At 71.2% G+C, this 22,929-nt stretch carries 27 protein-coding genes; 16 read left to right on the top strand and 11 right to left on the bottom strand.

The genetic code is table 11. The features are described 5' to 3' along the window. Positions 1-12 precede the first annotated feature (12 nt). Positions 13-1,317, bottom strand: coding sequence for a circularly permuted type 2 ATP-grasp protein (locus tag EXE58_RS18055; RefSeq protein WP_135269128.1), 1,305 nt, complete (start codon positions 1,315-1,317; stop codon positions 13-15). A gap of 83 nt (positions 1,318-1,400) precedes the next feature. Here EXE58_RS18055 and EXE58_RS18050 point away from each other — a divergent pair, with 83 nt between their 5' ends. Genes EXE58_RS18050 through EXE58_RS18035 form a run of 4 tightly spaced genes read left to right on the top strand, consistent with a single transcriptional unit; the run spans position 1,401 to position 3,870 of the window. Beyond that, the gene (locus tag EXE58_RS18050) at positions 1,401-1,769 is read left to right on the top strand and encodes an ASCH domain-containing protein (protein ID WP_135269127.1); all 369 of its coding nucleotides are present in this window, start codon (positions 1,401-1,403) and stop codon (positions 1,767-1,769) included. A gap of 27 nt (positions 1,770-1,796) precedes the next feature. Then, positions 1,797-2,342 (top strand): NYN domain-containing protein, encoded by a 546-nt coding sequence (locus EXE58_RS18045; RefSeq protein ID WP_244242307.1) that lies wholly within the window; start codon positions 1,797-1,799, stop codon positions 2,340-2,342. A 3-nt stretch (positions 2,343-2,345) separates the two neighbouring features. Beyond that, positions 2,346-2,957, top strand: coding sequence for an acVLRF1 family peptidyl-tRNA hydrolase (locus EXE58_RS18040; RefSeq protein ID WP_135269126.1), 612 nt, complete (start codon positions 2,346-2,348; stop codon positions 2,955-2,957). 10 nt (positions 2,958-2,967) lie between these two features. Further along, entirely contained in the window at positions 2,968-3,870 is a 903-nt protein-coding gene (locus tag EXE58_RS18035) for an aminoglycoside phosphotransferase family protein (protein ID WP_135269125.1), read from the top strand. On the opposite strand, the gene ypfJ is transcribed toward EXE58_RS18035, so the two are convergent. Next, on the bottom strand, positions 3,867-4,814 hold the full coding sequence (gene ypfJ / locus EXE58_RS18030; RefSeq protein WP_135269124.1) for a KPN_02809 family neutral zinc metallopeptidase: 948 nt from the start codon (positions 4,812-4,814) through the stop codon (positions 3,867-3,869). The genes EXE58_RS18035 and ypfJ overlap by 4 nt on opposite strands. 113 nt (positions 4,815-4,927) lie before the next feature. Between ypfJ and EXE58_RS18025 the strand changes: the two genes are divergently transcribed. From EXE58_RS18025 to EXE58_RS18010, 4 genes are all read left to right on the top strand, one after another. After that, positions 4,928-6,526: an ABC-F family ATP-binding cassette domain-containing protein gene (locus EXE58_RS18025; RefSeq protein ID WP_135269123.1), complete on the top strand. Its 1,599-nt coding sequence runs from the start codon at positions 4,928-4,930 to the stop codon at positions 6,524-6,526. Between the two features lie 22 nt (positions 6,527-6,548). Continuing rightward, a complete protein-coding gene (locus EXE58_RS18020; RefSeq protein ID WP_208544073.1) occupies positions 6,549-7,328 on the top strand; it encodes an enoyl-CoA hydratase/isomerase family protein in 780 nt (259 codons plus the stop codon). Between the two features lie 85 nt (positions 7,329-7,413). Next, positions 7,414-9,330, top strand: coding sequence for an ABC transporter ATP-binding protein (locus EXE58_RS18015; protein WP_135269691.1), 1,917 nt, complete (start codon positions 7,414-7,416; stop codon positions 9,328-9,330). Continuing rightward, positions 9,315-10,085, top strand: a complete 771-nt coding sequence (locus tag EXE58_RS18010) for an SDR family oxidoreductase (RefSeq protein WP_135269121.1) — start codon at positions 9,315-9,317, stop codon at positions 10,083-10,085. Before EXE58_RS18015 ends, EXE58_RS18010 begins: the two co-directional genes overlap by 16 nt. Here the strand turns inward: EXE58_RS18010 and EXE58_RS18005 are convergent. Beyond that, complete coding sequence (locus tag EXE58_RS18005; RefSeq protein ID WP_135269120.1) at positions 10,029-10,841, bottom strand: SURF1 family cytochrome oxidase biogenesis protein; 813 nt, start codon at positions 10,839-10,841, stop codon at positions 10,029-10,031. The genes EXE58_RS18010 and EXE58_RS18005 overlap by 57 nt on opposite strands. Positions 10,842-10,896: 55 nt before the next feature. Here EXE58_RS18005 and moaA point away from each other — a divergent pair, with 55 nt between their 5' ends. Then, positions 10,897-11,904 carry a GTP 3',8-cyclase MoaA gene (gene moaA / locus EXE58_RS18000; protein WP_135269119.1) on the top strand — a complete coding sequence of 336 codons (1,008 nt, stop codon included), beginning with the start codon at positions 10,897-10,899 and terminating at the stop codon, positions 11,902-11,904. Positions 11,905-11,935: 31 nt separating this feature from the next. On the opposite strand, the gene EXE58_RS17995 is transcribed toward moaA, so the two are convergent. Both EXE58_RS17995 and EXE58_RS17990 read right to left on the bottom strand, forming a co-directional pair. After that, the gene (locus EXE58_RS17995; RefSeq protein ID WP_425271663.1) at positions 11,936-12,136 is read right to left on the bottom strand and encodes an acetone carboxylase; all 201 of its coding nucleotides are present in this window, start codon (positions 12,134-12,136) and stop codon (positions 11,936-11,938) included. A 193-nt stretch (positions 12,137-12,329) separates the two neighbouring features. After that, the gene (locus EXE58_RS17990) at positions 12,330-12,650 is read right to left on the bottom strand and encodes a DUF3099 domain-containing protein (RefSeq protein WP_135269118.1); all 321 of its coding nucleotides are present in this window, start codon (positions 12,648-12,650) and stop codon (positions 12,330-12,332) included. 80 nt (positions 12,651-12,730) lie between these two features. On the opposite strand from EXE58_RS17990, the gene EXE58_RS17985 reads away from it, so the two are divergent. The 5 genes from EXE58_RS17985 (at position 12,731) to EXE58_RS17965 (ending at position 15,836) form a co-directional block, all read left to right on the top strand. After that, entirely contained in the window at positions 12,731-12,943 is a 213-nt protein-coding gene (locus EXE58_RS17985; protein ID WP_135269117.1) for a dodecin, read from the top strand. A 42-nt stretch (positions 12,944-12,985) separates the two neighbouring features. Continuing rightward, positions 12,986-13,699: a beta-ketoacyl-ACP reductase gene (locus EXE58_RS17980; RefSeq protein ID WP_135269116.1), complete on the top strand. Its 714-nt coding sequence runs from the start codon at positions 12,986-12,988 to the stop codon at positions 13,697-13,699. A gap of 2 nt (positions 13,700-13,701) precedes the next feature. Next, entirely contained in the window at positions 13,702-14,472 is a 771-nt protein-coding gene (gene fabI, locus EXE58_RS17975; protein WP_135269115.1) for an enoyl-ACP reductase FabI, read from the top strand. 63 nt (positions 14,473-14,535) lie between these two features. Further along, positions 14,536-15,066, top strand: coding sequence for a SixA phosphatase family protein (locus tag EXE58_RS17970; protein ID WP_135269114.1), 531 nt, complete (start codon positions 14,536-14,538; stop codon positions 15,064-15,066). Continuing rightward, positions 15,006-15,836: a putative protein N(5)-glutamine methyltransferase gene (locus EXE58_RS17965; protein WP_244242306.1), complete on the top strand. Its 831-nt coding sequence runs from the start codon at positions 15,006-15,008 to the stop codon at positions 15,834-15,836. The genes EXE58_RS17970 and EXE58_RS17965 overlap by 61 nt, the downstream gene beginning before the upstream one ends. A 1-nt stretch (position 15,837) precedes the next feature. Here the strand turns inward: EXE58_RS17965 and EXE58_RS17960 are convergent, their stop codons facing one another. After that, entirely contained in the window at positions 15,838-16,899 is a 1,062-nt protein-coding gene (locus tag EXE58_RS17960; RefSeq protein WP_135269113.1) for a phosphotransferase family protein, read from the bottom strand. A 26-nt stretch (positions 16,900-16,925) separates the two neighbouring features. Here EXE58_RS17960 and EXE58_RS17955 point away from each other — a divergent pair, with 26 nt between their 5' ends. After that, on the top strand, positions 16,926-17,543 hold the full coding sequence (locus EXE58_RS17955; RefSeq protein ID WP_244242305.1) for an HD domain-containing protein: 618 nt from the start codon (positions 16,926-16,928) through the stop codon (positions 17,541-17,543). On the opposite strand, the gene EXE58_RS17950 is transcribed toward EXE58_RS17955, so the two are convergent. The 4 genes from EXE58_RS17950 to serB all read right to left on the bottom strand — a co-directional run bounded on the left by EXE58_RS17950 (position 17,500) and on the right by serB (position 21,516). Beyond that, positions 17,500-17,766, bottom strand: coding sequence for a DUF4031 domain-containing protein (locus EXE58_RS17950; protein WP_135269112.1), 267 nt, complete (start codon positions 17,764-17,766; stop codon positions 17,500-17,502). The two genes, EXE58_RS17955 and EXE58_RS17950, sit on opposite strands and share 44 nt — an antisense overlap. 242 nt (positions 17,767-18,008) lie before the next feature. Continuing rightward, the gene (locus tag EXE58_RS17945) at positions 18,009-19,487 is read right to left on the bottom strand and encodes an HNH endonuclease signature motif containing protein (RefSeq protein ID WP_135269111.1); all 1,479 of its coding nucleotides are present in this window, start codon (positions 19,485-19,487) and stop codon (positions 18,009-18,011) included. Between the two features lie 175 nt (positions 19,488-19,662). Next, positions 19,663-20,235, bottom strand: a complete 573-nt coding sequence (locus EXE58_RS17940) for a putative immunity protein (RefSeq protein ID WP_135269110.1) — start codon at positions 20,233-20,235, stop codon at positions 19,663-19,665. Between the two features lie 69 nt (positions 20,236-20,304). Further along, complete coding sequence (gene serB, locus EXE58_RS17935) at positions 20,305-21,516, bottom strand: phosphoserine phosphatase SerB (RefSeq protein ID WP_135269109.1); 1,212 nt, start codon at positions 21,514-21,516, stop codon at positions 20,305-20,307. 102 nt (positions 21,517-21,618) lie between these two features. Between serB and EXE58_RS17930 the strand changes: the two genes are divergently transcribed. Next, a complete protein-coding gene (locus EXE58_RS17930; RefSeq protein WP_135269108.1) occupies positions 21,619-22,179 on the top strand; it encodes a protein-L-isoaspartate O-methyltransferase family protein in 561 nt (186 codons plus the stop codon). Between the two features lies 1 nt (position 22,180). Here the strand turns inward: EXE58_RS17930 and EXE58_RS17925 are convergent, their stop codons facing one another. Then, positions 22,181-22,894, bottom strand: a complete 714-nt coding sequence (locus EXE58_RS17925; protein WP_135269107.1) for a hypothetical protein — start codon at positions 22,892-22,894, stop codon at positions 22,181-22,183. Positions 22,895-22,929: the final 35 nt, after the last annotated feature.

The following is a 22,929-nucleotide window of genomic DNA, read 5'->3' as shown; positions in this document are numbered from 1 at the left end:
GCCAGCGCCTCCTCAGACCACCCAGGTGGCCTTCGCCCCGCCGTCCTGCGAGGAGTTGACCACCATCTCGCCCTCCTCGAGGGCGACCCGGGTGAGACCGCCGGTGGGCACCGTCACCTGCTCGCCGTCGTAGAACGCGAACGGCCGCAGGTCGACGTGTCGCGGTTGCACCTTCCCGTCGATCACCGTCGGCTGGGTCGACAGGCTCACCACGTGCTGCACGATCCAGTTCTCCGGGTGGGCCCGCAGGGCTGACCTCGTCGACTCCAGCTCCTCGGGTGATGCGGCAGGTCCGATCAGGACGTCCGCGCCGCCGGCGCCGTCGCGCGGCTTGGCGACCAGCTGCTCGAGGCGGTCGAGTGCCTCCTCGAGACGGGCGGGGTCGAGCAGGTCGTAGGTCGGCACCGAACCGATCCGGGGCTCCTCGTCGAGGTAGTAGCGGACCATGTCCTCGACGTAGGCGTAGACCGACTTGTCGTCTGCCACGCCCGTGCCGTAGCAGTTCACCATCCCGACGGCCCCTGCGCGCCAGGGCTCGAGGAGCAGCTCCGCGATCGGCGTCCGCTCGCCGCCGGCGTTGATGCTGTCCTGCTCGGTCCGCCGGTAGGCCGCGCGCACGGGGCTGCCGTCGGCGAGCGTCAGGCTGGTGCCGGTACGACGGAGGTCGCCCGGGGTGACGAGCAGGAGGCCCGCCTCCTCGGCCAGGCGCTGGTGCTCGTAGTAGGCGGTGTTGACCGGACCGTCGGTCAGCAGGACCAGCGCTCCCTCGGACCCGGGGTTGCTGCTCTCCAGGCACCGTCGCAGGGCGTGGGTCGCCTCCTCCAGCCCGGTGGGCGGCTCGAGCCCCCGCACCGCCGCGACCGTCTCCGACACCGCCATCGCGTAGGCGATCCCCGACGGCGTGCGGAGGTTGTCCTCGAGGACCAGCAGCGTGCCGTCGTCGTCGCGGACGATGTCGAAGCCGCCGATCGAGACCCAGGCGCCGCCCCGCGGTGCCTGGCCCTGCAGGTCCGGCTCGAGGTAGGGAGTGCCCTGGAGCACCCGCTCGGGGACCACGCCGTCGGCCACGCACGTGCGGGCGCCGTACACGTCCGAGACGAACGCGTCGAGGGCACGGATGCGCTGGGCCAGTGCGTCGGAGAGGCGCCGCCATTCCTCCTTGTCGAGGAGGCGGGGGAGCGGGTCGGCGCGGAACGGGTGACCGTCCTCGCCCCCGAACCGCACGCCGCGTTCGGCCAGCACCTCGTTGACCTGCTGGGTGAGCGCCTCGCGCTCGTGCCGGCGGTCCTGGTCGGTCTGCGCGTCGTCGTCCCTCATGGCGTGGGGGTACCCGGGTGCGGCCGGAGCATGTCCCGGAGCGTCCCAACAGCTGCTGCGGTCCGGGCCTCTATCCTCTGGACATGAGCGCACCGGACGAGCCCCAGGACGACGTCGACGCCTTCTGGAACCTCGCCCGGTTCCACGCCAAGCTCAATCCTGCGCCCGGCTACTTCGGCCAGACGGCGATGGAGAGCGTCCCGCCTCCCACCTGGTCGTTCGACGCCTCCAGCGGTGAGGCGGACGACGAGCTGGAGGCCCTGCTCATCACGGGGAAGGCCTCGTTGTCGGCGCCGGCGGAGGACTACGGCGACGAGCTCCCCGAGGTCGGCACCCTGGCGATCGTGCTCGACTCCGACGGCCGACCGCGCGCCCTCGTGCAGACCACCGAGGTGACCCGCGCCGGCGACGCACTCGTGGAGTCGTTCCGGGTGGTCTACCAACCAGCCTGACACCGCGAGGTGTGGGAGAGTCGTCGCGTGGCGGAGCGGATGACCTACGTGCTGGTCGACGGCGAGAACATCGACGCGACCCTGGGCAACTCGATCCTCGGACGGCGCCCCCGACCCGATGAGCGACCTCGCTGGGACCGCGTCCTGGAGTGGGCGGAGCGATCCTTCGACCAGTCCGCGAGCGGCCTGTTCTTCCTGGCCGCCGGGACGGAGCTGCCGATCAGCTTCGTGCAGGCGCTGAACGCGATCGGGTTCCGGCCCATCCCGCTCAGCGGTGAGGGCAAGGTCGTCGACATCGCGATCCAGCGCACCGCCGAGGCCCTCGTGGACCGCGAGGCCGACGTGCTCCTCGTCAGCCACGACGGCGACTTCGTCGACCAGGTGGCGCGCTTGTGCGACGGCACCCGACAGGTCGGCGTGGTGGGTTTCGGCGAGTTCGTGAACTCCGCGTTCCGCGGGCTGCCGGGCGTGCGGCTGATCGACCTCGAGTACGACATCGGCGCCTTCAACACCCCGCTGCCCCGCGTGAAGATCATCCCGATCGACGAGTTCGACCCGCTCGACTTCCTCTAGGCCATGCCACTCGTCCTCGTGCCGCCCCAGCGCCTGGCTCGCTGGGTCGCCAACTTCGAAGACCGTCACGGACCTGCGTCGTTGTCGGTGTCCGACGGAGGGTTGCGGGGCGCCGCCCCCGACGGGTCGCGCTTCGTCGCACGCCTCCCGTTCGAGGTGTCGTACGACGACGCGCCCGACGTCGACTCCTTCCTCGCCCGGGTCGTCCCGCCGGGCTCCTGGGGCGTGCTTCTGGTGCGCAAGGGCGGCTTCGCCGTGGCCCGGCTCGAGGAGGAACGCCTGGCGGAGCACAAGATCGGGCGACGGCACGTCCAGGGACGCACCAAGGCGGGCGGCCAGAGCCAGCAGCGTTTCGCACGCCGCCGGGACAACCAGGCCCGGCAGGCCTACGAGGCTGCCGCGGACCACGCAGCCAGGATCCTGCAGCCCGGCCCTGTCGTGGCCGGGGGCGACAGGGGCGCGGTCGAGGAGGTGCTCGCCGACCCCCGGCTGCGCGGCGTGGTCGTCGTCGGTCCCTGGCTGGCGGTGCCCGATCCTCGCCGCAGCGTCCTGGACGCGGCGATCCTCGACGCGCAGGCGCTCCAGGTCGAGGTCGACAACGCCGAGGTGCGCTAGGTTCGCCGCCATGTGGCAACCCGAGCCCGGGTGGCAGCGGCTGCCGGGTGCCGGCCCGGCGTCCGCGGGCGTGTGGTCAGCGACCGAGCACGGCGTCGACGTGGTGGTCAAGCGGCTCGCCAGGCCCGAGCCCCACGACCACCCGGGGCTCTTCGACCCTGCCGACGTGAACTACTGGCGTCGCGCCGCGGACGTCGCGCTCAGTGGTGTCGTCGAGGACGCACCCGGGATGCGCGAGGCCCCGGTGGTGCGCGTGGACGAGGACGACGCGGGCGTGACGCTGGTGCACCGTCGGGTGCGACGTCAGGAGACCTCCGGTCTGTGGCTCGCCGCCAGCCTGGGGCGGTTCGCAGAGGTCTCCCTGGGCGGTCACCCGTGGCTCGCACGTGGCCAGCTGCGTGCCCGGTTGGCGCTGGTGGAGCGGCGGGGCGGCTGGCGCACACTGGCCCGCACCCCGGTCGCGGACGTGGCCGAGCACCTGTGGGAGCGCCGCTCGACCTGGCTCGACCGCGCCGATCGCCTGCCCCAGGTCGCCCAGCACGGTGACGTCTCCCCGGCCAACGTGCCCGGACGGGACGGCGACCACGCCGTGGCGATCGACTGGGCCCACCTGGGCACGGGCCCGGTGGGATCCGACCTCGGCTACCTCTCGCTCTCGACCCGCGAGGAGCTCGAACCGCTCGCCGAGGCCTACGTGGCCGCGCTGCCCGGGGGCCTGGCCGACCCCTCCCAGGTGCTCACGGGAGCGCGGGTGACGGCCGTCTACACCGCCTTCACCCGGTTGGACTGGGCGCTCGCCCGGGTCGCCGAGGGCGAGGGCGCCCTGCTCGGGAAGTTCCGCCACCCGAGCGTGGCGCCCTACATCCGTTCGATGCAGCGCCAGGTCAACCAGATCGAGGCGCTGCTCGGCTAGAGCTGGCTGGCCGCGAACGTGTCGCAGGCCTCCAGGGAGCCCTGCTCCAGGCCGGTGGTGAACCACCGCATGCGCTGCTCGGACGAGCCGTGGGTCCAGCCCTCGGGGTCGACGCCCTGGCCGGACTTCTGTTGGATGCGGTCGTCGCCGACGGTCTTGGCGGCGTCGAGCGCCTCGGTGATGTCCTGGTCGGTCAGCCCGACGAAGATCCCGTCACCGTCGCTGGCGTCCTTCGTCCACATGCCGGCGTAGCAGTCGGCCTGGAGCTCGAGCCGTACGGCATCGGACTCGGGGCCCTTCTGCGTGCGGACGCGGCCCATCGTGCCCATGAGGTTCTGGATGTGGTGGCCATACTCGTGGGCGAGCACGTAGGGCTCGACGAACGCGCCGCCCTCACCGCCCAGCTGGCCCTCCAGCACGTCGCGGAAGAACGTGGTGTCGAGGTAGATCTGCTGGTCTGCGGGGCAGTAGAACGGTCCCACCTGGGACGACGCCTGGCCGCACCCGGTGCCGACCCCGCCGCTGAAGGTGTTGACCTGGGACGGCTGGAACTGCGTGCCCTGCTCCGGAAGTGTCGTGGCCCAGTACTGCTCCAGTGAGGCCACGACGGCCACCCGGGCACAGTCGACGTCCTCCTGGGCGTCCGCCCCCGACTTGCAGTTGGCGTAGCGCTCGTCGCCGCTGTCGATGCCCTGCGCCTGGCCGTTCTGCCCCTGTGGGTCGATCCCCGTGCCGCCCGGGGTGGGCAGTCCGCCGCCCCCGCCGCCGACGCACTGGGTGAGCACGACGAACAGCACGATGATCAGCAGGCCGCCGAGCCCTCCGCCGGCCTTGCTGCCGCCAGGAATGGGCAGTCGCATGCCTCCGCCACCGAGGCCGCCCCCGCCGCCTCCGACGTCGCGAACCCGACCTCCGCTGATGTCTGCCTTGGGGTTGAACCGCATGAGGGAGTGCCTTTCGACGGGGCTGCTGCGTGTGGCTAGCAGGTTAGCCCCTGCTGTACCCAGCATCGTCGATGCCAGCACGGGGGGCGGACCTCCGTAGGATGGGACCCCTGATGATCACCGCCCAGAAGCTCGAGGTCCGAGCGGGCGCACGGCTCCTCATGGAGGACGTCACCTTTCGGATCGCCGCTGGCGACAAGGTGGGTCTCGTGGGGCGCAACGGCGCCGGCAAGACGACCCTGACCAAGATCCTCGCCGGAGAGGCGCTCCCTGCCTCCGGCAAGGTCATCACCAACGGCGACGTCGGCTACCTCCCGCAGGACCCGCGGATCGGCGACCCCGAGGTCCTGGCACGCGACCGGATCCTTTCCGCACGCGGGCTCGACGACGTCGTACGTCGCATGCGCGAGGCCGAGGACGAGATGGCCTCCGAGGACCCCGTGGTCCACGAGCGCGGGATGAAGCGCTGGACCCGGGCCGATGCTGAGCTCCACGCGGGCGGTGGCTACGCGGCTGAGTCCGAGGCGGCCCAGATCGCGAGCAGCCTCGGCATCGAGAAGCGCATCCTCGACCAGCAGCTCAAGACGCTCTCGGGCGGTCAGCGGCGCCGTGTCGAGCTCGCGCGCATCCTGTTCTCAGGCGCCGAGACGCTGCTGCTCGACGAGCCCACCAACCACCTCGACGCCGACTCGATCGTGTGGCTTCGCGACTTCCTGAAGTCCCACCGCGGCGGGCTGATCGTGATCAGCCACGACAACGCCCTGCTCGAGGCGACCGTCAACAAGGTGATGCACCTCGACGCCAACCGCGGCGAGATCGACGTCTACAACATGGGCTGGAAGAACTACCTCACCCAGCGGGAGACCGACGAGCGTCGCCGCAAGCGCGAACGGGCCAACGCCGAGAGCAAGGCGAAGACGCTCACCGACCAGGCCAACCGGATGCGCGCCAAGGCCAGCAAGGCCACCGCGGCCCAGTCGATGCTGAAGCGCGCCGAGAAGATGGTGGCCGGGCTCGAGAGCGAGCGCGCCGCCGACAAGGTCGCCCGTATCAAGTTCCCGGCCCCGGCGCCCTGCGGCAAGACCCCGATCACCGCCGAGGAGCTCTCCAAGTCCTACGGCTCGCTCGAGGTCTTCACCGACGTCGACCTCGCCATCGACCGCGGCTCGCGCGTGGTGATCCTGGGCCTCAACGGCGCCGGCAAGACCACGATGCTGCGCATCCTCGCCGGCGTCGACCAGCCCGACACAGGCCGCGTCGTCCCCGGCCACGGCCTCAAGCTCGGCTACTACGCCCAGGAGCACGAGACCCTCGACACCGGCCGCACCGTCCTGGAGAACATGCAGTCCGCCGCACCGCAGCTGACCGACAGCGAGGCACGCTCGGTGCTCGGGTCGTTCCTCTTCTCGGGCGATGACGCGCACAAGTCGGCCGCGGTCCTGTCCGGCGGCGAGAAGACCCGGCTGGCCCTGGCGTCCCTCGTGGTCTCCAGCGCCAACGTGCTGCTGCTCGACGAGCCGACCAACAACCTCGACCCTGCGTCGCGCGAGGAGGTGCTTGCCGCGATCCGCACCTACGAGGGCGCGATCATCCTGGTCACCCACGACGAGGGCGCGGTCCGTGCGCTCGAGCCCGACCGTGTGCTGCTCCTGCCCGACGGCGACGAGGACCTGTGGAGCGAGGACTACGCGGACCTCGTGTCACTGGCCTGACGGGGCTGGGATGATGTCCGCCATGACTTCTCCTGACCTCGCCTCCGTCGGCCTGCGCTTCGAGGTGGACGGCCCCGTCGCGACCCTCACCCTCGATCGTCCGAGCGTGCGCAACGCGCAGACCCCGGCCATGTGGCAGGCGATGGCCGAGCTGGGCCGCTCGATCCCCGACGAGGTGCGGGTCGTGGTCCTCACCGGGGCCGGCGACACCTTCTCCGCCGGGCTCGACCGAGCCATGCTCGACCCCTCCACGCCCGACGGCGTCGCTGCCCGGGTCGCTCTCGGCGACGCCGAGCTGGCCGACTGGATCGGCGGGCTGCAGGAGGGCTTCACGTGGCTCCGGGACCCCCGGTTCGTCTCGATCGCGGGCGTGCGCGGCTACGCGATCGGCGCGGGCTTCCAGCTGGCGCTTTCGTGCGACCTGCGTGTCGTGGCCGACGACGTCAGGTTCTCCATGAAGGAGTCGGCGCTGGGCCTGGTGCCCGACCTCACCGGCACCAAGCCCTTGGTCGAGCACGTCGGCTACGCGCGCGCCCTGGAGATCTGTGCGACGGCTCGCTTCGTCGAGGCGGAGGAGGCCCTCGCCATCGGCCTGGCCAACAGTGTCGTGCCGGCGGACGGCCTGGACGCTGCCGTGGCAGAGCTGGCGAGCGCCCTGTGCGCCCCCATGCCCGGCGTCGTACCCGCCACCAAGGCGCTGCTGCAGGGAGCCGACAGCCGCAGCCTCGACGACCAGTGCCGCCTGGAGCGGGAGGCGCAGGTGCAGCGCTTCCGCGCCCTGGTCGCGGCGTTCGCGGGCTAGGACCGGGGAACAAACCAGCGCCGGCGGCGGTTCACCCCGCGGTTCGGCGAGAGGTCGACGACCGGAGGGAGAGCGCTTGTCCGGGATGCACGGCATGGGACCGGCGTTCCGCCACATGAGGGCGGACCGCTCTGTCGCGCAGCATCCACTGGGGCGCGAGACCGTCCGTCGGGTGCTCGGCTTCGCCCGCCCCCTGCGTGCCCAGATCACGGTCTTCATGGTCCTGACCGTCATCGACGCCGGGCTCGTGGTCATCCCGCCCCTGCTGGTCAAGAAGCTCCTCGACGACGGCATCGCCGAGGGCGACCGCGGGCTCGTCACCCTGCTCGCAGTCCTGATGGCCGTCGTGGCCGTGGTCGGTGCCTTGTTCAGCGTCGCCACCGGATACCTCTCCTCGCGCATCGGCGAGGGGCTGATCTTCGACCTGCGAGCCCAGGTGTTCGCGCACGTCCAGCGTCAGTCGCTGGCGTTCTTCACGCGCACCCAGACCGGCGCCCTGGTCTCCCGCCTCAACAACGACGTCATCGGCGCGCAGCGCGCCTTCACCTCGACCCTGTCGGGCACGGTCTCCAACGCCATCTCGGTGGTCGTGGTCGGCATCGCCATGCTGGCCCTCAGCTGGCGGGTCACGCTGCTGTGCCTGGCGCTCTTCCCGGTCCTCCTGGTCGCGTCGCGTTGGGTGGGCAGCCGCCTCGCCGGCCTGACGCGCAGGCAGATGGACGGCAACGCCGACCTCGGCAACACGATGACCGAGCGGTTCAACGTCGGCGGCGCCATGCTGCTGAAGCTGTTCGGTCGGCGCGAGGAGGAGGACCGCAACTTCCAGGCCAAGGCGGCGGTGGTGCGCGACCTGGGCGTGCGGATCTCGCTCGTCCAGCGGGTCTTCGTCGCGGCCATGCTCCTCGTGCCAGCCCTGGCGACTGCCCTCGTGTTCGGCGTCGGCGGCAACCTCGTGATGAGCGGCACGATCACGGTCGGGACCCTGGTGGCCCTCTCGACGCTGCTGGTGAGGCTCCTCGGACCGTTGCAGGGCCTCTCCAACGTGCGCATCGACGTGATGACCGCGCTCGTCAGCTTCGAGCGGGTCTTCGAGCTCCTGGACCTCCCCAGCATGGTCCAGGAGAAGCCCGGCGCCGTCTCCCTGCCGGCAGACGCCCAGCGGCTCGAGTTCGACGACGTGTCGTTCCGCTACCCGCGGGCCGACGAGATCTCGCTGGCGTCGCTGGAAGTGGTGGCGCGAGCCGAGCAGCGAGACAACGTCGAGGTGCTCCGCGGCCTGTCGTTCGTCGCCGAGCCCGGGCAGATGATCGCGCTCGTGGGTCCCTCCGGTGCCGGCAAGACCACCGTGACCAACCTCGTGGCCAGGCTGTACGACGTCGGCTCGGGTGCGGTGCGCGTCGGCAACCGTGATCGCATGTGGGACGTCCGCGACGTCGCCCTCCAGTCACTGGAGGACACCGTCGGCTACGTCACCCAGGACGCCCACATGTTCCACGACACCATTCGGGCCAACCTGCTCTACGCACGACCCGGCGCGAGCGACGCCGACATCTGGGCCGCGCTGGAGGCCGCGCAGATCGCCTTCCTGGTGCGATCGCTGCCCGACGGCCTCGACACGGTGGTCGGTGATCGCGGCTACCGCCTCAGCGGCGGTGAGCGACAGCGGCTCGCGATCGCGAGGCTGCTGCTGAAGGCACCGCCGATCGTCGTCCTCGACGAGGCCACCGCCCACCTCGACAGCGAGTCGGAGATGGCCGTCCAGCATGCCCTCGACGCTGCTCTCGCCGGTCGGACGTCCCTGGTGATCGCCCACCGCCTCTCCACGGTGCGAGAGGCAGACCTGATCCTCGTCCTCGACGAGGGCAGGGTCGTCCAGTCGGGCACCCACGACGAGCTGCTCCAAGCAGGGGGCTCTACGCCACGCTCCACGCGACGCAGTTCCGGGCGACCCACTCCGGCGCCGCGCAGAAGTAGTAGTTTCGGGGCGTGGACCTCGACCTAGCAGAGCGCGTCTTCATCGTGACCGGCGGTGCGCGAGGACTCGGCCGCGCGACGGCCGACGCACTCGTCGCGGAGGGCGCCCGGGTGGTGATCTCCGGGCGGTCGCGGAAGTCGCTCGACGCCGCCGTCGCCGAGCTGTCGGAGGGCAGTGGCGGCAACACCGCCGTCGCGGTGGAGGCGGACAACGCGGACGCACGCACCCCCTCGCGGTTGCTCAAGGCGGCCGAGCAGGCCTGGGGTCGCGTCGACGGCGCACTCATCAGCGTGGGCGGGCCCCCGAAGGGGCCGGTCACCGAGATCACCGACGAGCAGTGGACAGCCTCGTTCGAGGCGGTGTTCCTCGGTGCGATCCGCCTCTCCCGTGACATCGGCACGGCCCTGCCGTCCGGCGGCTCGTTGGCCCTCGTCCTCTCCTCCAGCGTCCGGTCGCCCCTGCCGGAGATGGCGATCTCCAACGGACTCCGGCCCGGTCTGGCGATGGTGGCGAAGACGCTCAGCGACGAGCTCGGCCCGCGAGGCGTGAGGGTCAACGGCCTCATGCCCGGTCGCATCAGCACCGAGCGGGTCACCGAGCTCGACGCCTCGACGGGCGACGCCGCCGCGGCACGGGCCGCGGCGGAGTCCCAGATCCCCCTGGGTCGCTACGGGGAGCCCGAGGAGTTCGGCCGGGCGGCGGCGTTCCTGCTGTCGCCGGCAGCCTCATTCGTCAACGGCGTGATGCTCCCGGTCGACGGGGGCCTGCTGCGGACGCTCTGACGTCTCCCGCGGCCGACGGCCGGCGGGTCCACGCCCGCCGCGCATCTCGTCGTACAACAGGTAGAAGAAGCCGAAGACGGCCAGCGCCCCGAAGAACCACCACTGCAGCCCGTAGAAGAAGTGCGGGCCGTCGTCGAGCTCAGGTGCCTCAAGCGGCTCGAGGGGGCGCTCCGCCTCGGGTGTCTCCGACGACGCCGCGACGAACCCTCCGACGAGGTCGCGGTCGAGCGCCTCGCCGATCTGCTTGCTGCTGATCGCGCGGGTGGACTGGTCGGTCACCACGGTGCTGTCGCCGGTGGCGTCCTGCCTGGCCCAGCCCGTCACCGTCACCTCTCCCGGCGGCGGCTCGGGTACGTCGTCCGGGGTCGCGCCGCGGTTCTCCGTCGCGAACCAGCCCCGGTCGACCAGGACGCTCGTGCCGTTGTCGAGCTCGAGCGGGACCACGACGTCGACCCCTGCAGCTCCGTCGCGGGTGCGGTAGCGCACCACCACCGTGTCCTCGACGGCGTAGGTGCCGGTCGCCTCGACGACGCGCCACTCGTCGGACCCGGCCAGTGGCCGGCCGGCGGCCATCACGTCCGTCAGGGGGACCGGGCCCGCGATCTCGTTGCGCTCGATGGCGGCGTTGCGGTCCTGGCGCTCCTCCAGGCGGTGGAACTGCCACTCACCGAGGCGCCATGCGACCCACGCGAGGCCGACCACGACGACTGCGAAGACCAACCACCGTCGAGTGAGCAGGAACCGCAGTCTTCGCACGTCACGAGGCTATCCGTCGGGCGGATGCGCCCGGCACCGGCCTAGACTGGCGAGCGTGACCGCATCCCAGCAGCCCCGGCTCCAGCTGTCGGACCGCTTCGGCAGGGTGGCCACCGACCTGCGGGTGTCCCTCACCGACCGGTGCAACCTCCGGTGCAGCTACTGCATGCCCGCCGAGGGCCTGGACTGGATGCCGACCGAGCAGACCCTCACCGACGACGAGGTCGTGCGCCTGATCACCGTGGGGGTCGAGCGGCTGGGCATCACCGAGGTGCGGTTCACCGGGGGAGAGCCGCTCCTGCGCCGTGGCCTCGTCGACATCGTCGGCCGCACTCACGCCCTCGGGGTCGAGACGGCACTCACGACCAATGCCCTGGGCCTCGTCCGCACCGCCGAGGCACTGGCCCGATCCGGCCTCGATCGCCTCAACGTCAGCATCGACAGCATCCGCCCCGACACCTTCGCGACGATCACGCGTCGCGACCGCCTGGCTGACGTGGTGGCAGGGCTGGAGGCTGCGGCCGCCGCCGGGCTCGGGCCGCTCAAGCTCAACGCGGTCCTGCTGCGCGGCGTCAACGACGACCAGGCCGGCGAGCTCCTGGCGTGGGCGATCGAGCGCGGCTACCACCTGCGATTCATCGAGCAGATGCCGCTGGACGCCCAGCACGACTGGAGCCGTGCCGAGATGGTCACCGCGGACGAGATCCATGAGCGCCTCTCGGCCGACTTCGCGCTCACTCCCAGTGGCACCCCGCGTGGCAGCGCACCTGCCGAGCTGTTCGACGTCGACGGAGGCCCGGCGACCGTCGGGATCATCGCTTCGGTCACCAGGCCGTTCTGCGGCGACTGCGACCGCGTGCGCCTCACCGCAGACGGACAGGTCCGCAACTGTCTGTTCGCGCGCGAGGAGTCGGACCTGCGCTCGGCCATGCGGGCCGGTGCGAGCGATGACGAGCTGGCGGAGCGCTGGGTCATCGCCATGCGTGGCAAGCGCGCCGGCCACGGCATCGACGACGAGTCGTTCCTGCAGCCCGACCGGCCGATGTCGGCCATCGGAGGGTGAGGGCGGCCGTAGCCGCCACCGGGGCACGCCCTCAGTCGTCCTCGACGGGCTCGGTCCCGCGCAGGAACCCTCGCGCGCCCAGGAAGTCCGAGAGCGACCCACGGTGCTCCTCGCAGGCCAGCCAGGTCTTGCGCCGTTCGGGAGCGTGGATCTTGGGGTTGTTCCACAGCAGCTGCCACCTGGCCGCAGCCTGACACCCCTTGGCGGAGCAGGTCATCGTCTCTGGCGACAAGACCGCTCACCCTCTCTGCGCACCGACAGGAGACGTCCTGGCCGGAGATGGGGAGGTGCCGGACAGCCACGGGGGGAGCCATCCGGCACCTCAGGCGAGCACAGACGGGGGATGCCGTGCTCGCGCAGTTGATTCTTGCACGACTCACAGGCAAAACCAACGCGACGAATCGGTGAAGTTGGAGTGTCGTGGGTCAGTGCTCGGGGTCCTTCTGCGTGCGGCCCAGCTCCTGCTGCTCCCGCCCCTCCAGCTCGTGCGCGGCGCCGGTGCCCGGCACGTCGAAGGGGTCGTCCCGGGTGTCACCGGCGTTGGCCAGCACGACGGCCACGTAGGGGAGGAACACCGCGCCGGCGATGAGGACCCAGCGAAGCCAGCCGGGCCCCACGAGCACCGCCGCGATGAAGCACACGGTGCGCAGCGTCATCGAGATCGCATAGCGGCGCTGACGTGCCGCGAGGTCATCGGAGCGATTCGCGGCCGCGCTGGTGATGCGGATGGCATCGCGGTCGGCCATGGGTCAATCGTACGTCGCTACCCTCGAGGCAACACCCGACCGGTCGCGCGAGACCGGGATCCCATCCCCCAGGAGTCGCCATGTCCAGCCGCACCTACCGAGTCACCGAGATCGTCGGCACCTCGCCCGACGGGATCGACCAGGCCATCCGCAACGGCATCCAGCGCGCGGGCCAGACGCTGCGCCACATCGACTGGTTCGAGGTCACCCAGGTGAGGGGGCACGCCAAGGACGGCGAGGTCGAGCACTTCCAGGTCGGGCTGAAGGTGGGGTTCCGACTCGAGGACGAGTGAGGCATTTCGGCGTACCCCGGAGTAATCACTAGCGTCGGCGGGGTGGGTCACACTCCTCGTTCAGTCCTGGTCACCGGTGGCAACCGCGGCATCGGCCGAGCCATCGCCGAGGCGTTCGTCGCGCTCGGCGACGACGTCGCGGTGACGACGCGCAGCGGCGGCGCTCCCGAGGGAGCCCTCGACGTCCGCTGCGACATTACCGACGCCGACGCCGTCGAGTCCGCCTTCGCGCAGGTCGAGGCGGCCCACGGGCCGGTCGAGATCCTCGTCGCCAATGCCGGCGTCACGCACGACACCCTGATCCTGCGCATGTCCCAGGAGGCCTGGGACACCGTCATCGACACCAACCTCACCGGCTCGTTCCGGCTGGCCAAGCGAGCGGCGAAGGGGATGCTCAGGCTCAAGCGTGGGCGGATCATCCTCATCTCCTCCGTCGTGGGCCTGCTCGGGTCCGCCGGCCAGGTCAACTACGCCGCGTCCAAGGCCGGTCTCGTGGGGCTGGCCAGGTCCTTGGCCCGCGAGCTCGGGAGCCGGTCGATCACGGCCAACGTCGTGTCGCCCGGCTTCGTCGAGACCGACATGACCGACGTTCTCACCGACGAGCAGAAGCAGACGATCAAGGCGCAGGTGCCGTTGGGACGCTACGCAAGTCCGGCCGAGGTCGCCTCGGCCGTCGTGTGGCTCGCGTCCGACGGCGCGGCATACGTCACCGGGGCTGTCATCCCGGTCGACGGCGGACTCGGAATGGGGCACTGACGATGGGAATTCTCGAGGGCAAGCGCATCCTCGTCGCCGGCGTGACGATGGAGTCCTCCATCGGCTTCGCCACGGCGAAGGTCGCCCAGGAGCAGGGCGCCACGGTCCTGATCTCCAACTTCGGCCGAGCACTCGGCATCACCAGACGGATCGCGAGGCGGCTACCCGTCGAGCCGCCCGTGCTCGAGCTCGACGTGACCGACGACGGACACCTGGCCGGCCTGGCCGACCAGGTGCGCGAGCACGTCGACGGTCTCGATGGGGTGGTCCACTCGATCGCCTACGGCAACCCCGAGACGCTCCTGGGGGGCAAGTTCCTGGATGGCCCCTGGGAGGACGTGGCGCAGGCCGTGCAGGTCTCGGCCTTCTCGTTGAAGTCCCTCGCCGTGGCCACCCGTCCGCTCCTGGGCCGCGGCGGGTCGATCGTGGGGCTCACCTTCGACGCCACGACAGCCTGGCCCGCCTACGACTGGATGGGTGTGGCGAAGGCGGCGCTCGAGAACACCTCGCGCTACGTCGCGCGCGACCTCGGGTCGGAGGGGATCCGGTGCAACCTGGTGTCCGCCGGACCTCTGAAGACGCTCGCCGCCAAGGCGATCCCCGGCTTCGAGGACCTCGAGTCGGCCTGGAAGGACCGAGCCCCGCTCGGGTGGGACGAGAGCGACCACGAGCCGACGGCGCGCGCGGTGTGTGCGCTGCTCAGCGACTTCTTCCCGGCTACCACCGGCGAGATCGTGCACGTCGACGGCGGCTTCCATGCCATGGGACTGTGATCATCGCAAGTCCGTCTTCAACCCGACATGACAGACGGGCCGTCCGGCTGGGAGGCTGTGCGGATGCAGGAGACTGGGGCGGTGCGGGCGCGCACGCTCGTGCTGATGCGACATGCGAAGGCGGAGAACGCTGCGGCCAGCGACCACGCGCGTGACCTGACACCACAGGGCAGGGCGTCTGCGGCCGAGGCCGGCCGTTGGCTGGCCGAGCAGGTCTCGGTGCCAGACCTCGTGCTGGCCTCCGACGCCGTCCGCACCCTGGCCACGTGGCGTGAGGCTGCGCTGGCGGCCGGGTGGGACGTCGAGCCCCGGGCCAGCGCCGCGATGTACGCCGCGGGACCGGAGAGTGCCCTCGACCTGATCCGGGAGGTCCCCTCCGACGTCGCCACCCTGGTGGTGGTGGGCCACAACCCGACCGTCGCCTACCTGGCCGAGCTCCTCGACGACGGGACCGGCGACGACGACGCGATCACCCGGCTCGTGAGCATGGGCTACCCGCCGGGGGCGGCCACGCTGTTCTCCTTCTCGGGGGAGTGGGAAGGGCTCGCCGAGTCGTCGGCCACCGTGGTCGCCTTCCACGTAGGACAGTCCTGAACCTCCTCGAAGCCGCTGCTCGGCTCCGAGCTGCCGGATGTGTCTTCGCCGAGGACGAGGCGCGGCTCATCCTCGACTCGTCCACCGACGACACCGAGGTGGAGACGCGCCTGCGCCGTCGCATCGCTGGGGAGCCCCTGGAGACGATCCTCGGCTGGGTTGCGTTCGCCGGTCGTCGGCTCGTCGTGGCGCAGGGCGTGTTCGTGCCCCGTCGTCGTACCCAGCTGCTCGTCGAGCTCGCCAGGGCCCGTGCGAGTGGGTCAGCCGTGCTCGTCGAGCTGTGCTGTGGTGTCGCTCCGGTCGCGGCGACGGTGGACGCGGGGGAGGTCCACGCGAGCGACCTGAGTGCCGTGGCGCTCGAGTGTGCGCGACTCAACGCTCCGCACGCCGAGCTCCACCAGGGCGACCTGTACGACGCCCTCCCGGCGTCGCTGCGGGGACGTGTCGACGTGCTGGCGGCCAACGCGCCGTACGTCCCCACCGACGCCATCGCCCTGATGCCGCCGGAGGCCCGTGACCACGAGCCCACCGTCACGTTGGACGGCGGGCCGGACGGCGTCGACCTGCACCGCCGAATCGCTGCAGGGGCGAGGGAGTGGCTCGCGCCGGGGGGAGTGCTGCTCATCGAGACCAGCCCCGCGCAGGGGCTGCTCACGACCGGTGCCATGTCCTCCGCAGGGCTTGACGCGCACGTCGTGCAGGACGAGGAGATCGGTGGGTGCGTCGCTGTGGGCGAGATGACGTCTCACCCCCCAGCCACCGGAGCCTGAGTCAGAGCCGGAAGGACGGCGCCTGGTCGAGCCGCAGGTCTCCCCAGCGCTCACGCAGCGCGCCGTGCAGGTCACCTGCCAATGTCGTCAATGCGTTCGACGGGCTCGTGCACGCGGCTTGGCCGAGGCGGTGCAGGACGAAGGCGCGGCGGCTCGGACGGTCGGTCCGGGCGTTGTCGTCGTCGGTCAGTGCCCCAGGGATGAAGTGCGCCGACGTCATGACCTGCCAGCCCATGGTCGCCAGGTCGATAGCCTCCTGGAAGTCGGATTCCTGCGCTGCCGCCCCGCGGACCGAGCAGTAGCGCGCCACCGCTTCGTCCGCCACGTCATCCGGCAGCCGCCAGGCGCACCAGCAGCTCGGCCACGGAACGCGGAGGTAGGCCACGTCCCACGCGGCATGCCGCAGCTCTGCGAACTCGAAGTCGAGCAGGCGCATCCCGTCGGCATCGAGGAGGTTGTTGTCGGGGCAGGCGTCGGCTGGGCTGAGGACCTCCCACTCCTCGCCGGCGAGGCGTGCCGGCAGGTCTTGGAGGACACTAAGGGCCGCCTCGTGGCCAGGGAGCGACAGCTCGTCCAGGAGGCGAGGGAGCTTCGCCGCCGCGTCCGTGAAGTCCTTGGGGAGGGACCGAGCGTCCAGGTGCGGTGCTCGTCCCTCGAGGGCGGTCCGGAACGCCGCGCGGACCTGTGGAGTGCCTGCCTCGTGCAGGCGCGCCAGCGCCTCCGCCCAGGACAAGAGCGCACCGCGCGCCGCCTCCGGGTCCGAGCCCAGCAACGCGTCCGCCAGGCTCCCCGTGCCGGCGAGCCGGGACATCAGCACCCACGACGGATCGACCCCTTCGGCCAGGCTGCGCGGTGTCCCGCTGGCACCGTCCAGGGCGTGCAGCGCCGACTGTTCGCGTGCGCCTGCGGAGGGCCCGGCCGGGTCGTAGGCCTTGAGGACGAAGTGCTGGTCACGCTTCCACACGACGACCGTCTGGCTCCGTCCTCCGGTCAGCTCGTCCTGGCCGTCCCATGCCTGGAAGCCCATCTGACGAGCCGATGCCTGTAGAACGTCCGGGTCCATGGCCCTGAGCCTGTCACGATGGGTGGATGAGCAATCTCGTGGCTCGCTGGCCGCTCGGCGACGAGCTCGCCGACACCCGCGACGCGCTGGTGGCGGCGTACTCCACCGGGCGTGGGTACCACGACGGCCGCCACCTGGCCGAGGTCCTGGACCGCCTCGACGAGCTGCGCAAGGGCGGTGAGGAGTTTGACGACGTACCGGTCCGCCTGGCCGCGTGGTTCCACGACGCCGTCTACGACGGTGCGCCCGGCGACGAGGAACGCTCTGCACAGTGGGCCGACTCCGCACTCTCGGGGGTCCCCTGCGCTGCCGAGGTGAGTCGTCTGGTCCGCCTCACCGAGCACCACCGACCGGCCGACGGTGACGCCAACGGGTGTGCGCTCTCCGACGCCGACCTGGCGATCCTCGCCGCTGGCCGCGAGCGGTATGCGGAGTACGCCGCGGACGTGCGACGAGAGCACGACCATGTCCCCGACGAAGAGTTCAGGACCGGCCGGTCCGCTGTCCTGCGCGACCTGCTCGCCAAGCCGGCGCTGTTCCACACGACCTACGCCCGCGAGCACTGGGAGGCGGTGGCGCGGGGAAACGTCGCGGCTGAGCTCAGCCGGCTGGACGGTGCTTGCGGCGACGCAGTCCCGCGTTGACCAGCATCGTGACCAGCTCGCGGGACGAGACCGGGAGTGCGCCCGCGGCGACTGCTGCGTCGTAGTACTCCGACGGCAGGTCGTAGTGGTCGCGGTGGAACCCCCGCGGCGGGATCCCGAGGCTTGCCGCGAAGGCGTGGAGCTCGTCGTACGACGTGTCGCTCGCCAGGTGCGACCACGTCCGCCCGTAGCGGGGCACGGCGGGCGGGTCGACCACGATCATCAGGCCACCTTCGCACATGCCTGTGTCCCCGCCGTGGCCGTCGTTGGTTGAGGTGCGAGCGGAGCGAGCCTCGAAACCATGGTGGTTCGCTGGTGCCGTCGACGGGTCCCTCTGGTAGCAGGCTCGGCTGTGGCCGTCTCGATCTCGGCGCTTGCTCGACCGGAGCGGCGTGGTCACGCTTCCATGGCCTCGACGTGCCGATGGCCCCGCCGGATGCTGCAGCGGCGGGGTGCGGGGCGCGGTCAATGTCGTAGGTCGTCGGTGGTTGAGGAAGGACGGAGTCCTGTCTCGAAACCAGGTGACGCCAGTGGCGTCGTGCCGTCGTGGTCGCGGAGGTAGCGGTGGCCGTGGGGGCTGGTCCACTCGAAGACCGCTGGTTCGACCATGGTGTAGCGCCAGCCGGTGTGGGTCTTGAGGCGGTGGTGGAAGGTGCACAGGGCGGCGAGGTTCGCTGTCTCGGTTGGCCCGGGTTGGGGTCTACGCCCTGCTTCGGCGTCGTGGTCGTAGGGCTCGATGTGGTCGACCTGGCAGCGCCGGGCCGGTCGGGTGCAGTGGGGGAACACGCAGGTCCGGTCCCGGAGAACGACGCGTTCGCGGATCCGGTCGGGGATGGCGTAGCCGTTGGCTCGCAACGGCTGGTTGAGGTCGATGACTGGCTTGAGGACGACCTTGGTGTGAGAGTCACCGCACCAGGACCTGACCTGGTCGAGGAGGGTGAGTCGCATGCCTTCCTCCATCCGACCGAGGTGATCGAAGACGATCCCGCCGCCGACTGCGGCGGCGGTGAGGTGGATGTGGAGGACGAGCTGACGGGCGGCGGGGAGCCGCGGGGTGGGGGTTGTCGGGGTTTCGTGACGGGCCTGGCGGCCCTCCTCAACCACCGAAGGTGGCTGGCCGTCGTCAGCCGCTGAGGACTCGTGGCCGAGGAGGCCGGCGAGGTCGAGGCTGGTCTGGGTGCGGGCGAGGTGACCGAGAGCGGTGGCGCGGCGGGCGTCCAATGACTCGGTGGAGCCGAGCGCCTTCAACGCGGCAGCACGCTGAGCGAGGGTGTGGTCGAGGTCGAGAGCGTCGATCAGGTCGAGGGAGGCGTTGACCGAGATGGTGCCGCACCGGGAGACGATGTCCTTCTCGATGGTGACGTGCCGGGTCTCGCCCGGTGACCTCTCGTCGTCGGGGTCGGTGGTGTCGAGCTGGAACCGGGCGATGGCCTCGGTGACAAGCCGGTCGAGCTGGGCGGCGCCGACCTTGCCGGCCACGGCGGCGACCTGGGCGTCGATCCAGCCGGCGGCTTCGAGGGTCAGGGCGGGGGAGGCGTGGGCCGTGGCCTCTGCCACCAGCCGGGCCCGCCACGCCGGCACCTGACCGGACTGGACGGCCGCCCAGAGCCTGGGGAGGCGGTGCCTGAGTTCGAGGGCGTTGCCGATCAGCCGCTTCGCCGCCGTGGACGAGACGCCCAGGACGGCGCCGAGCTCGGCGCAGCAGAACTCCGCCACCAGCGGCGTGCCCGGACCGGCGAAGGGTTCCTCGTGCTCACACCCCGGGATCGAGAACCCGGCGGCGTGGTGGATGGACTCAGGTGGGTGCAGGTCAGCCCACTCGGCAGCCAGGGTCAGGACATCCGCGGCGGCCCTGTTCTCGATCGCTCGTCGCTCCTTCACCGCCGCCAGCACCGCAGCCGCAGAACCCGGCTGCGTCATGGTGGTGGCGGTGGTGGAGGACATGACTCAATCCAACAGGAGACCACTGACAGTCGGAGGCCTCGGAAAGCCCCACTCCACAGGGGTTTCGAGACAGGACTCCGTCCTTCCTCAACCACCGAGGTGGCGTGGTTTTGAGACAGGACTCCGTCCTTCCTCAACCGGCGAGCCTGACTGCTGGTTTCCAGGCAGGACCCTTCTAGACAGCTCCTGGCGTGCCTCGTCTGGGGAGCGCTTCGTCCGTTCGGAGCTCATCGTCCAGGGACTTCATCAGGATGCCAACCCGACGACTGCCCGCCGGTGCACGTGGGTATCGCCGAAGAACCTCGACCAGCCGCGGAGTCGCCCGCGAGACGGCGCAGGCGATGCGGTGCGCTGCCAGCGCCGGATCACCGGTCCTGAGCTCCTCGCTGTACGCAGCGTGCGCATCCGCGCCAAGGATGTGGCGGAGCTGGTCCGCCTTGGCGAATGGATGGAGATAGGCGGCTGACGCGGCATCACCGGCCGCGTTCGCGGCGTGCTTCGCTGCCTCGGTGGGGGCGTTCCTGGCGGCACGGTGGGCATCGACGGCCCTCGCGCGCTGCAGGTTGGACCTCGCAGCACCGTTGGCGAATTCCCACGCAGCCTCGACAGCAGCCCTCGGGCGCCGGTCGCCGGGACACACGGACTCGAAGGTGCCAAGAACCTCCTGAGCGCCCTGGACGGCGAAGCGCGCTACCTCGCGCAGCTCACCCATGCTGAGCTCGAAGTAGTCACTCGGCTCGACCGCCACGACCGCATCCTCTCGTCTCCGTGGACCGGATGGGAACGACGCGCGCCTGTGGCAACAGGGCAGGTCTTTTCAGACCGGGGGAGCGGGGGTGACGAAACCGGCTTCCGCGTCGGCGGCCTCGATCTCCTCGCGGCTGATCCCGAGCAGGTAGAGGATCGTGTCGAGGTAAGGCACGTTGACGGCGGTGTCCGCGGCGTCACGCACGAGCGGCTTGGCGTTGTAGGCGATGCCCAGGCCGGCGGCGTTGAGCATGTCCAGGTCGTTGGCGCCGTCACCGACGGCGATGACGGCCTCGATCGGCACGCCCACCTCGGCAGCGAACTCGCGCAGGGCCTCGGCCTTGCCCGCCCGGTCGATGACCTTGCCGACGATCTGGCCGGTGAGCCGGCCGTCGACGATCTCGAGCTCGTTGGCTCGGGCGAAGTGGATTCCGAGCTCGGCGGCGAGCCGGTCTGTGATCTGGGTGAAGCCTCCCGACACGATGGCGAAGCGGTAGCCGAGCCGACGCAGGGTCCGCACCATCGTGCGGGCGCCGGGAGCGAGCATGATGGCGTCGTAGACCTCGTCGAGGGCGGTGGCAGGCACGCCCTTCAGCAGGGCGACGCGCTGCCGCAGCGACTGCTCGAAGTCCAGCTCGCCTCGCATGGCGGCCTCGGTGACACGGGCGACCTCGCCCTCGCAGCCGGCGTGGGCGGCCAGCATCTCGATCACCTCGCCCTGGATGAGGGTGGAGTCGACGTCCATCACGATCAGGCGGACGCCGCGGCGGTGGAGCGACTCGCGTTGCACCGCCAGGTCGATGCCCTGGATGGCCGCCTCTGCCGCGAGCAGGGGGCGGAGCACGTCGGCGTCGGCGCCGGAGACGCTGAGCTCGAGCGCGGTCACCGGATAGCGAGCCATCCGCTCGATCCGGTCGATGTTGGCGCCGCAGTCGGCGATGCGACCGGCGATCGCCGAGACGGCCGTGGCCTTGAGTGGACTTCCGAGCAGGGTGATGTGGGAGCGATCCCCGGTGCGGCTGCGGTTGTCGCCGGCGCCGCGCTCGACCTCGACGCTCATCCCCAGCTCGGCCGCGGTGCGCTCCACCGCCTCGCGCAGCCGCTTCCAGTCGCGCGGCGCGGTGACCAGGATCCCCAGGACCAGGCGGCGTCGCAGGACGATCTGCTCGATGTCGAGCACCTCGACACCGGCCGAGGCGAAGACGGCGAACATGGCGGAGGTGACGCCGGGCCGGTCCTTGCCGGTCAGGGTCACCAGCAGGGTCTTGGGCTGCTCGTCCATGGTGGGGCGAGGCTATCCCGGACGTGCGCACGCGGCGGTGGCTGGTCACACCTCGGGCGATGGATGGTGACGGGGGACACGAGTGGGTACACCCCAGGGACGATGGACACCACGGATCGTGTGGCGGAGGCCATGGCGGCGCACCCCCGAGCGGGGTTCCTGCGCCGCGCCGAACGCCGGAGGGCGGGCTACGACGGACCCCTTGCGATCGGTCACGGGCAGACCAGCTCGCAGCCCCGGACGGTGGCCGACATGCTGCGCCTGCTCGACGTCCAGCCAGGTCACCACGTGCTCGATGTCGGCTCGGGGTCCGGTTGGACCACTGCGCTCCTGGCGCACCTGGTCGGTCGGTCCGGCTCCGTGCTCGGGCTCGAGCTCGAGCCGGACCTCGTGAGGTTCGGCGCCGACAACCTCGCGAGGACGCGGCAACCCTGGGCGCGCATCGAGGCCGCGACACCGGGGGAGTACGGCGACCCGGGCCGGGCGCCGTACGACCGCATCCTCGTCTCGGCCATGGCCACCGACCTCCCCGCCTCGCTGGTGGACCAGCTCGCCGACCACGGGGTGATGGTGATACCCGTCGACGGCGTCATGCTGCGGGTGGTGGATCCGGGTCCCGTCGTGACGGAGCACGGGTACTACCGGTTCGTGCCGTTGCGCTGAGCTAACCCGGCCACACCTCGGCCGAGCAGGCCGCCACGACAGCCCGCCGCCCGGCCTGCTCGAGCGGCTGGAGGAGGCCACGTCGTGCCTCCACCTCGTACGACGAGAGTGCCCCGCCGTCGTCCTCGAGCGCGAGATCGACGATCGCGCGGGCCTGGAGTCCCCGGGCCGCCAGGTCCACGCAGCGCGCCGGCGTGCCGGCGGGCGCGTCGAGCCGCGGGGTGTGGTGGAGGTTCATCAGCTGGTCGGCAACCTCCGGCCGCCAGCGCGCCACGTCGAGGGCTGCCAGGTCGCCCGCCGCTGCCAGCAGCGCTGCCCGCAAGGAACGGTCGGCCTCTCCCACGTCGACCAGCTGCCGGCGATCGGCGCGATGGGCGTGCCAGGTGATGACCTCCCCGTCGTCCTCGGGGACCAGCCCCAGTGCTCCGACGATGACGGCCTCACCGGCCTCGAGCGCCGCGTCGTTGAGCTCGCGCGGGCCGGCGAGACCGACCGGGTCGCCCTCTCGTGGCAGCGCCAGCCCCGCCGCCGCGTCGCCGTTGCGCCGCAGGAGCAGGAGGAGGTCGAGCATCCCCCCATCCCCGTCCTCCAGGCCGGCGACCACGTGACCGCGGTCGCCGAACGCGTCCAGCAGGTGGTCGGTCGGCTCGTTCCCGCGCAGCCACGCTGTCAGCCACCAGGCGAGGTCGGCCGAGACGGGGAGCGAGAGGGACACGGCGTGGGAGGCTACCCCGGACGCCGGCGTCGATA

The organism is Nocardioides seonyuensis (assembly GCF_004683965.1).
Lineage (GTDB): Bacteria > Actinomycetota > Actinomycetes > Propionibacteriales > Nocardioidaceae > Nocardioides > Nocardioides seonyuensis.
Note: the sequence above shows the minus strand (reverse complement) of the source record. Positions and strands in the feature narration are given on the sequence as shown.

Excerpts from the sequence above, each read along its gene's own strand:
- EXE58_RS18040 (WP_135269126.1), top strand. The coding sequence starts at position 2,346 with ATGCCACTCGTCCTCGTGCCGCCCCAGCGCCTGGCTCGCTGGGTCGCC.
- EXE58_RS17970 (WP_135269114.1), top strand. The coding sequence starts at position 14,536 with ATGCAGGAGACTGGGGCGGTGCGGGCGCGCACGCTCGTGCTGATGCGA.
- EXE58_RS18015 (WP_135269691.1), top strand. The coding sequence starts at position 7,414 with ATGCACGGCATGGGACCGGCGTTCCGCCACATGAGGGCGGACCGCTCT.
- EXE58_RS17955 (WP_244242305.1), top strand. The coding sequence starts at position 16,926 with ATGAGCAATCTCGTGGCTCGCTGGCCGCTCGGCGACGAGCTCGCCGAC.
- EXE58_RS18025 (WP_135269123.1), top strand. The coding sequence starts at position 4,928 with ATGATCACCGCCCAGAAGCTCGAGGTCCGAGCGGGCGCACGGCTCCTC.
- EXE58_RS18035 (WP_135269125.1), top strand. The coding sequence starts at position 2,968 with ATGTGGCAACCCGAGCCCGGGTGGCAGCGGCTGCCGGGTGCCGGCCCG.
- serB (WP_135269109.1), bottom strand. The coding sequence starts at position 21,516 with ATGGACGAGCAGCCCAAGACCCTGCTGGTGACCCTGACCGGCAAGGAC.
- EXE58_RS17985 (WP_135269117.1), top strand. The coding sequence starts at position 12,731 with ATGTCCAGCCGCACCTACCGAGTCACCGAGATCGTCGGCACCTCGCCC.
- EXE58_RS18055 (WP_135269128.1), bottom strand. The coding sequence starts at position 1,317 with ATGAGGGACGACGACGCGCAGACCGACCAGGACCGCCGGCACGAGCGC.
- EXE58_RS17950 (WP_135269112.1), bottom strand. The coding sequence starts at position 17,766 with ATGATCGTGGTCGACCCGCCCGCCGTGCCCCGCTACGGGCGGACGTGG.
- EXE58_RS17990 (WP_135269118.1), bottom strand. The coding sequence starts at position 12,650 with ATGGCCGACCGCGATGCCATCCGCATCACCAGCGCGGCCGCGAATCGC.
- EXE58_RS17945 (WP_135269111.1), bottom strand. The coding sequence starts at position 19,487 with ATGTCCTCCACCACCGCCACCACCATGACGCAGCCGGGTTCTGCGGCT.
- EXE58_RS18020 (WP_208544073.1), top strand. The coding sequence starts at position 6,549 with ATGACTTCTCCTGACCTCGCCTCCGTCGGCCTGCGCTTCGAGGTGGAC.
- EXE58_RS17960 (WP_135269113.1), bottom strand. The coding sequence starts at position 16,899 with ATGGACCCGGACGTTCTACAGGCATCGGCTCGTCAGATGGGCTTCCAG.
- ypfJ (WP_135269124.1), bottom strand. The coding sequence starts at position 4,814 with ATGCGGTTCAACCCCAAGGCAGACATCAGCGGAGGTCGGGTTCGCGAC.
- fabI (WP_135269115.1), top strand. The coding sequence starts at position 13,702 with ATGGGAATTCTCGAGGGCAAGCGCATCCTCGTCGCCGGCGTGACGATG.
- EXE58_RS18050 (WP_135269127.1), top strand. The coding sequence starts at position 1,401 with ATGAGCGCACCGGACGAGCCCCAGGACGACGTCGACGCCTTCTGGAAC.
- EXE58_RS17930 (WP_135269108.1), top strand. The coding sequence starts at position 21,619 with ATGGACACCACGGATCGTGTGGCGGAGGCCATGGCGGCGCACCCCCGA.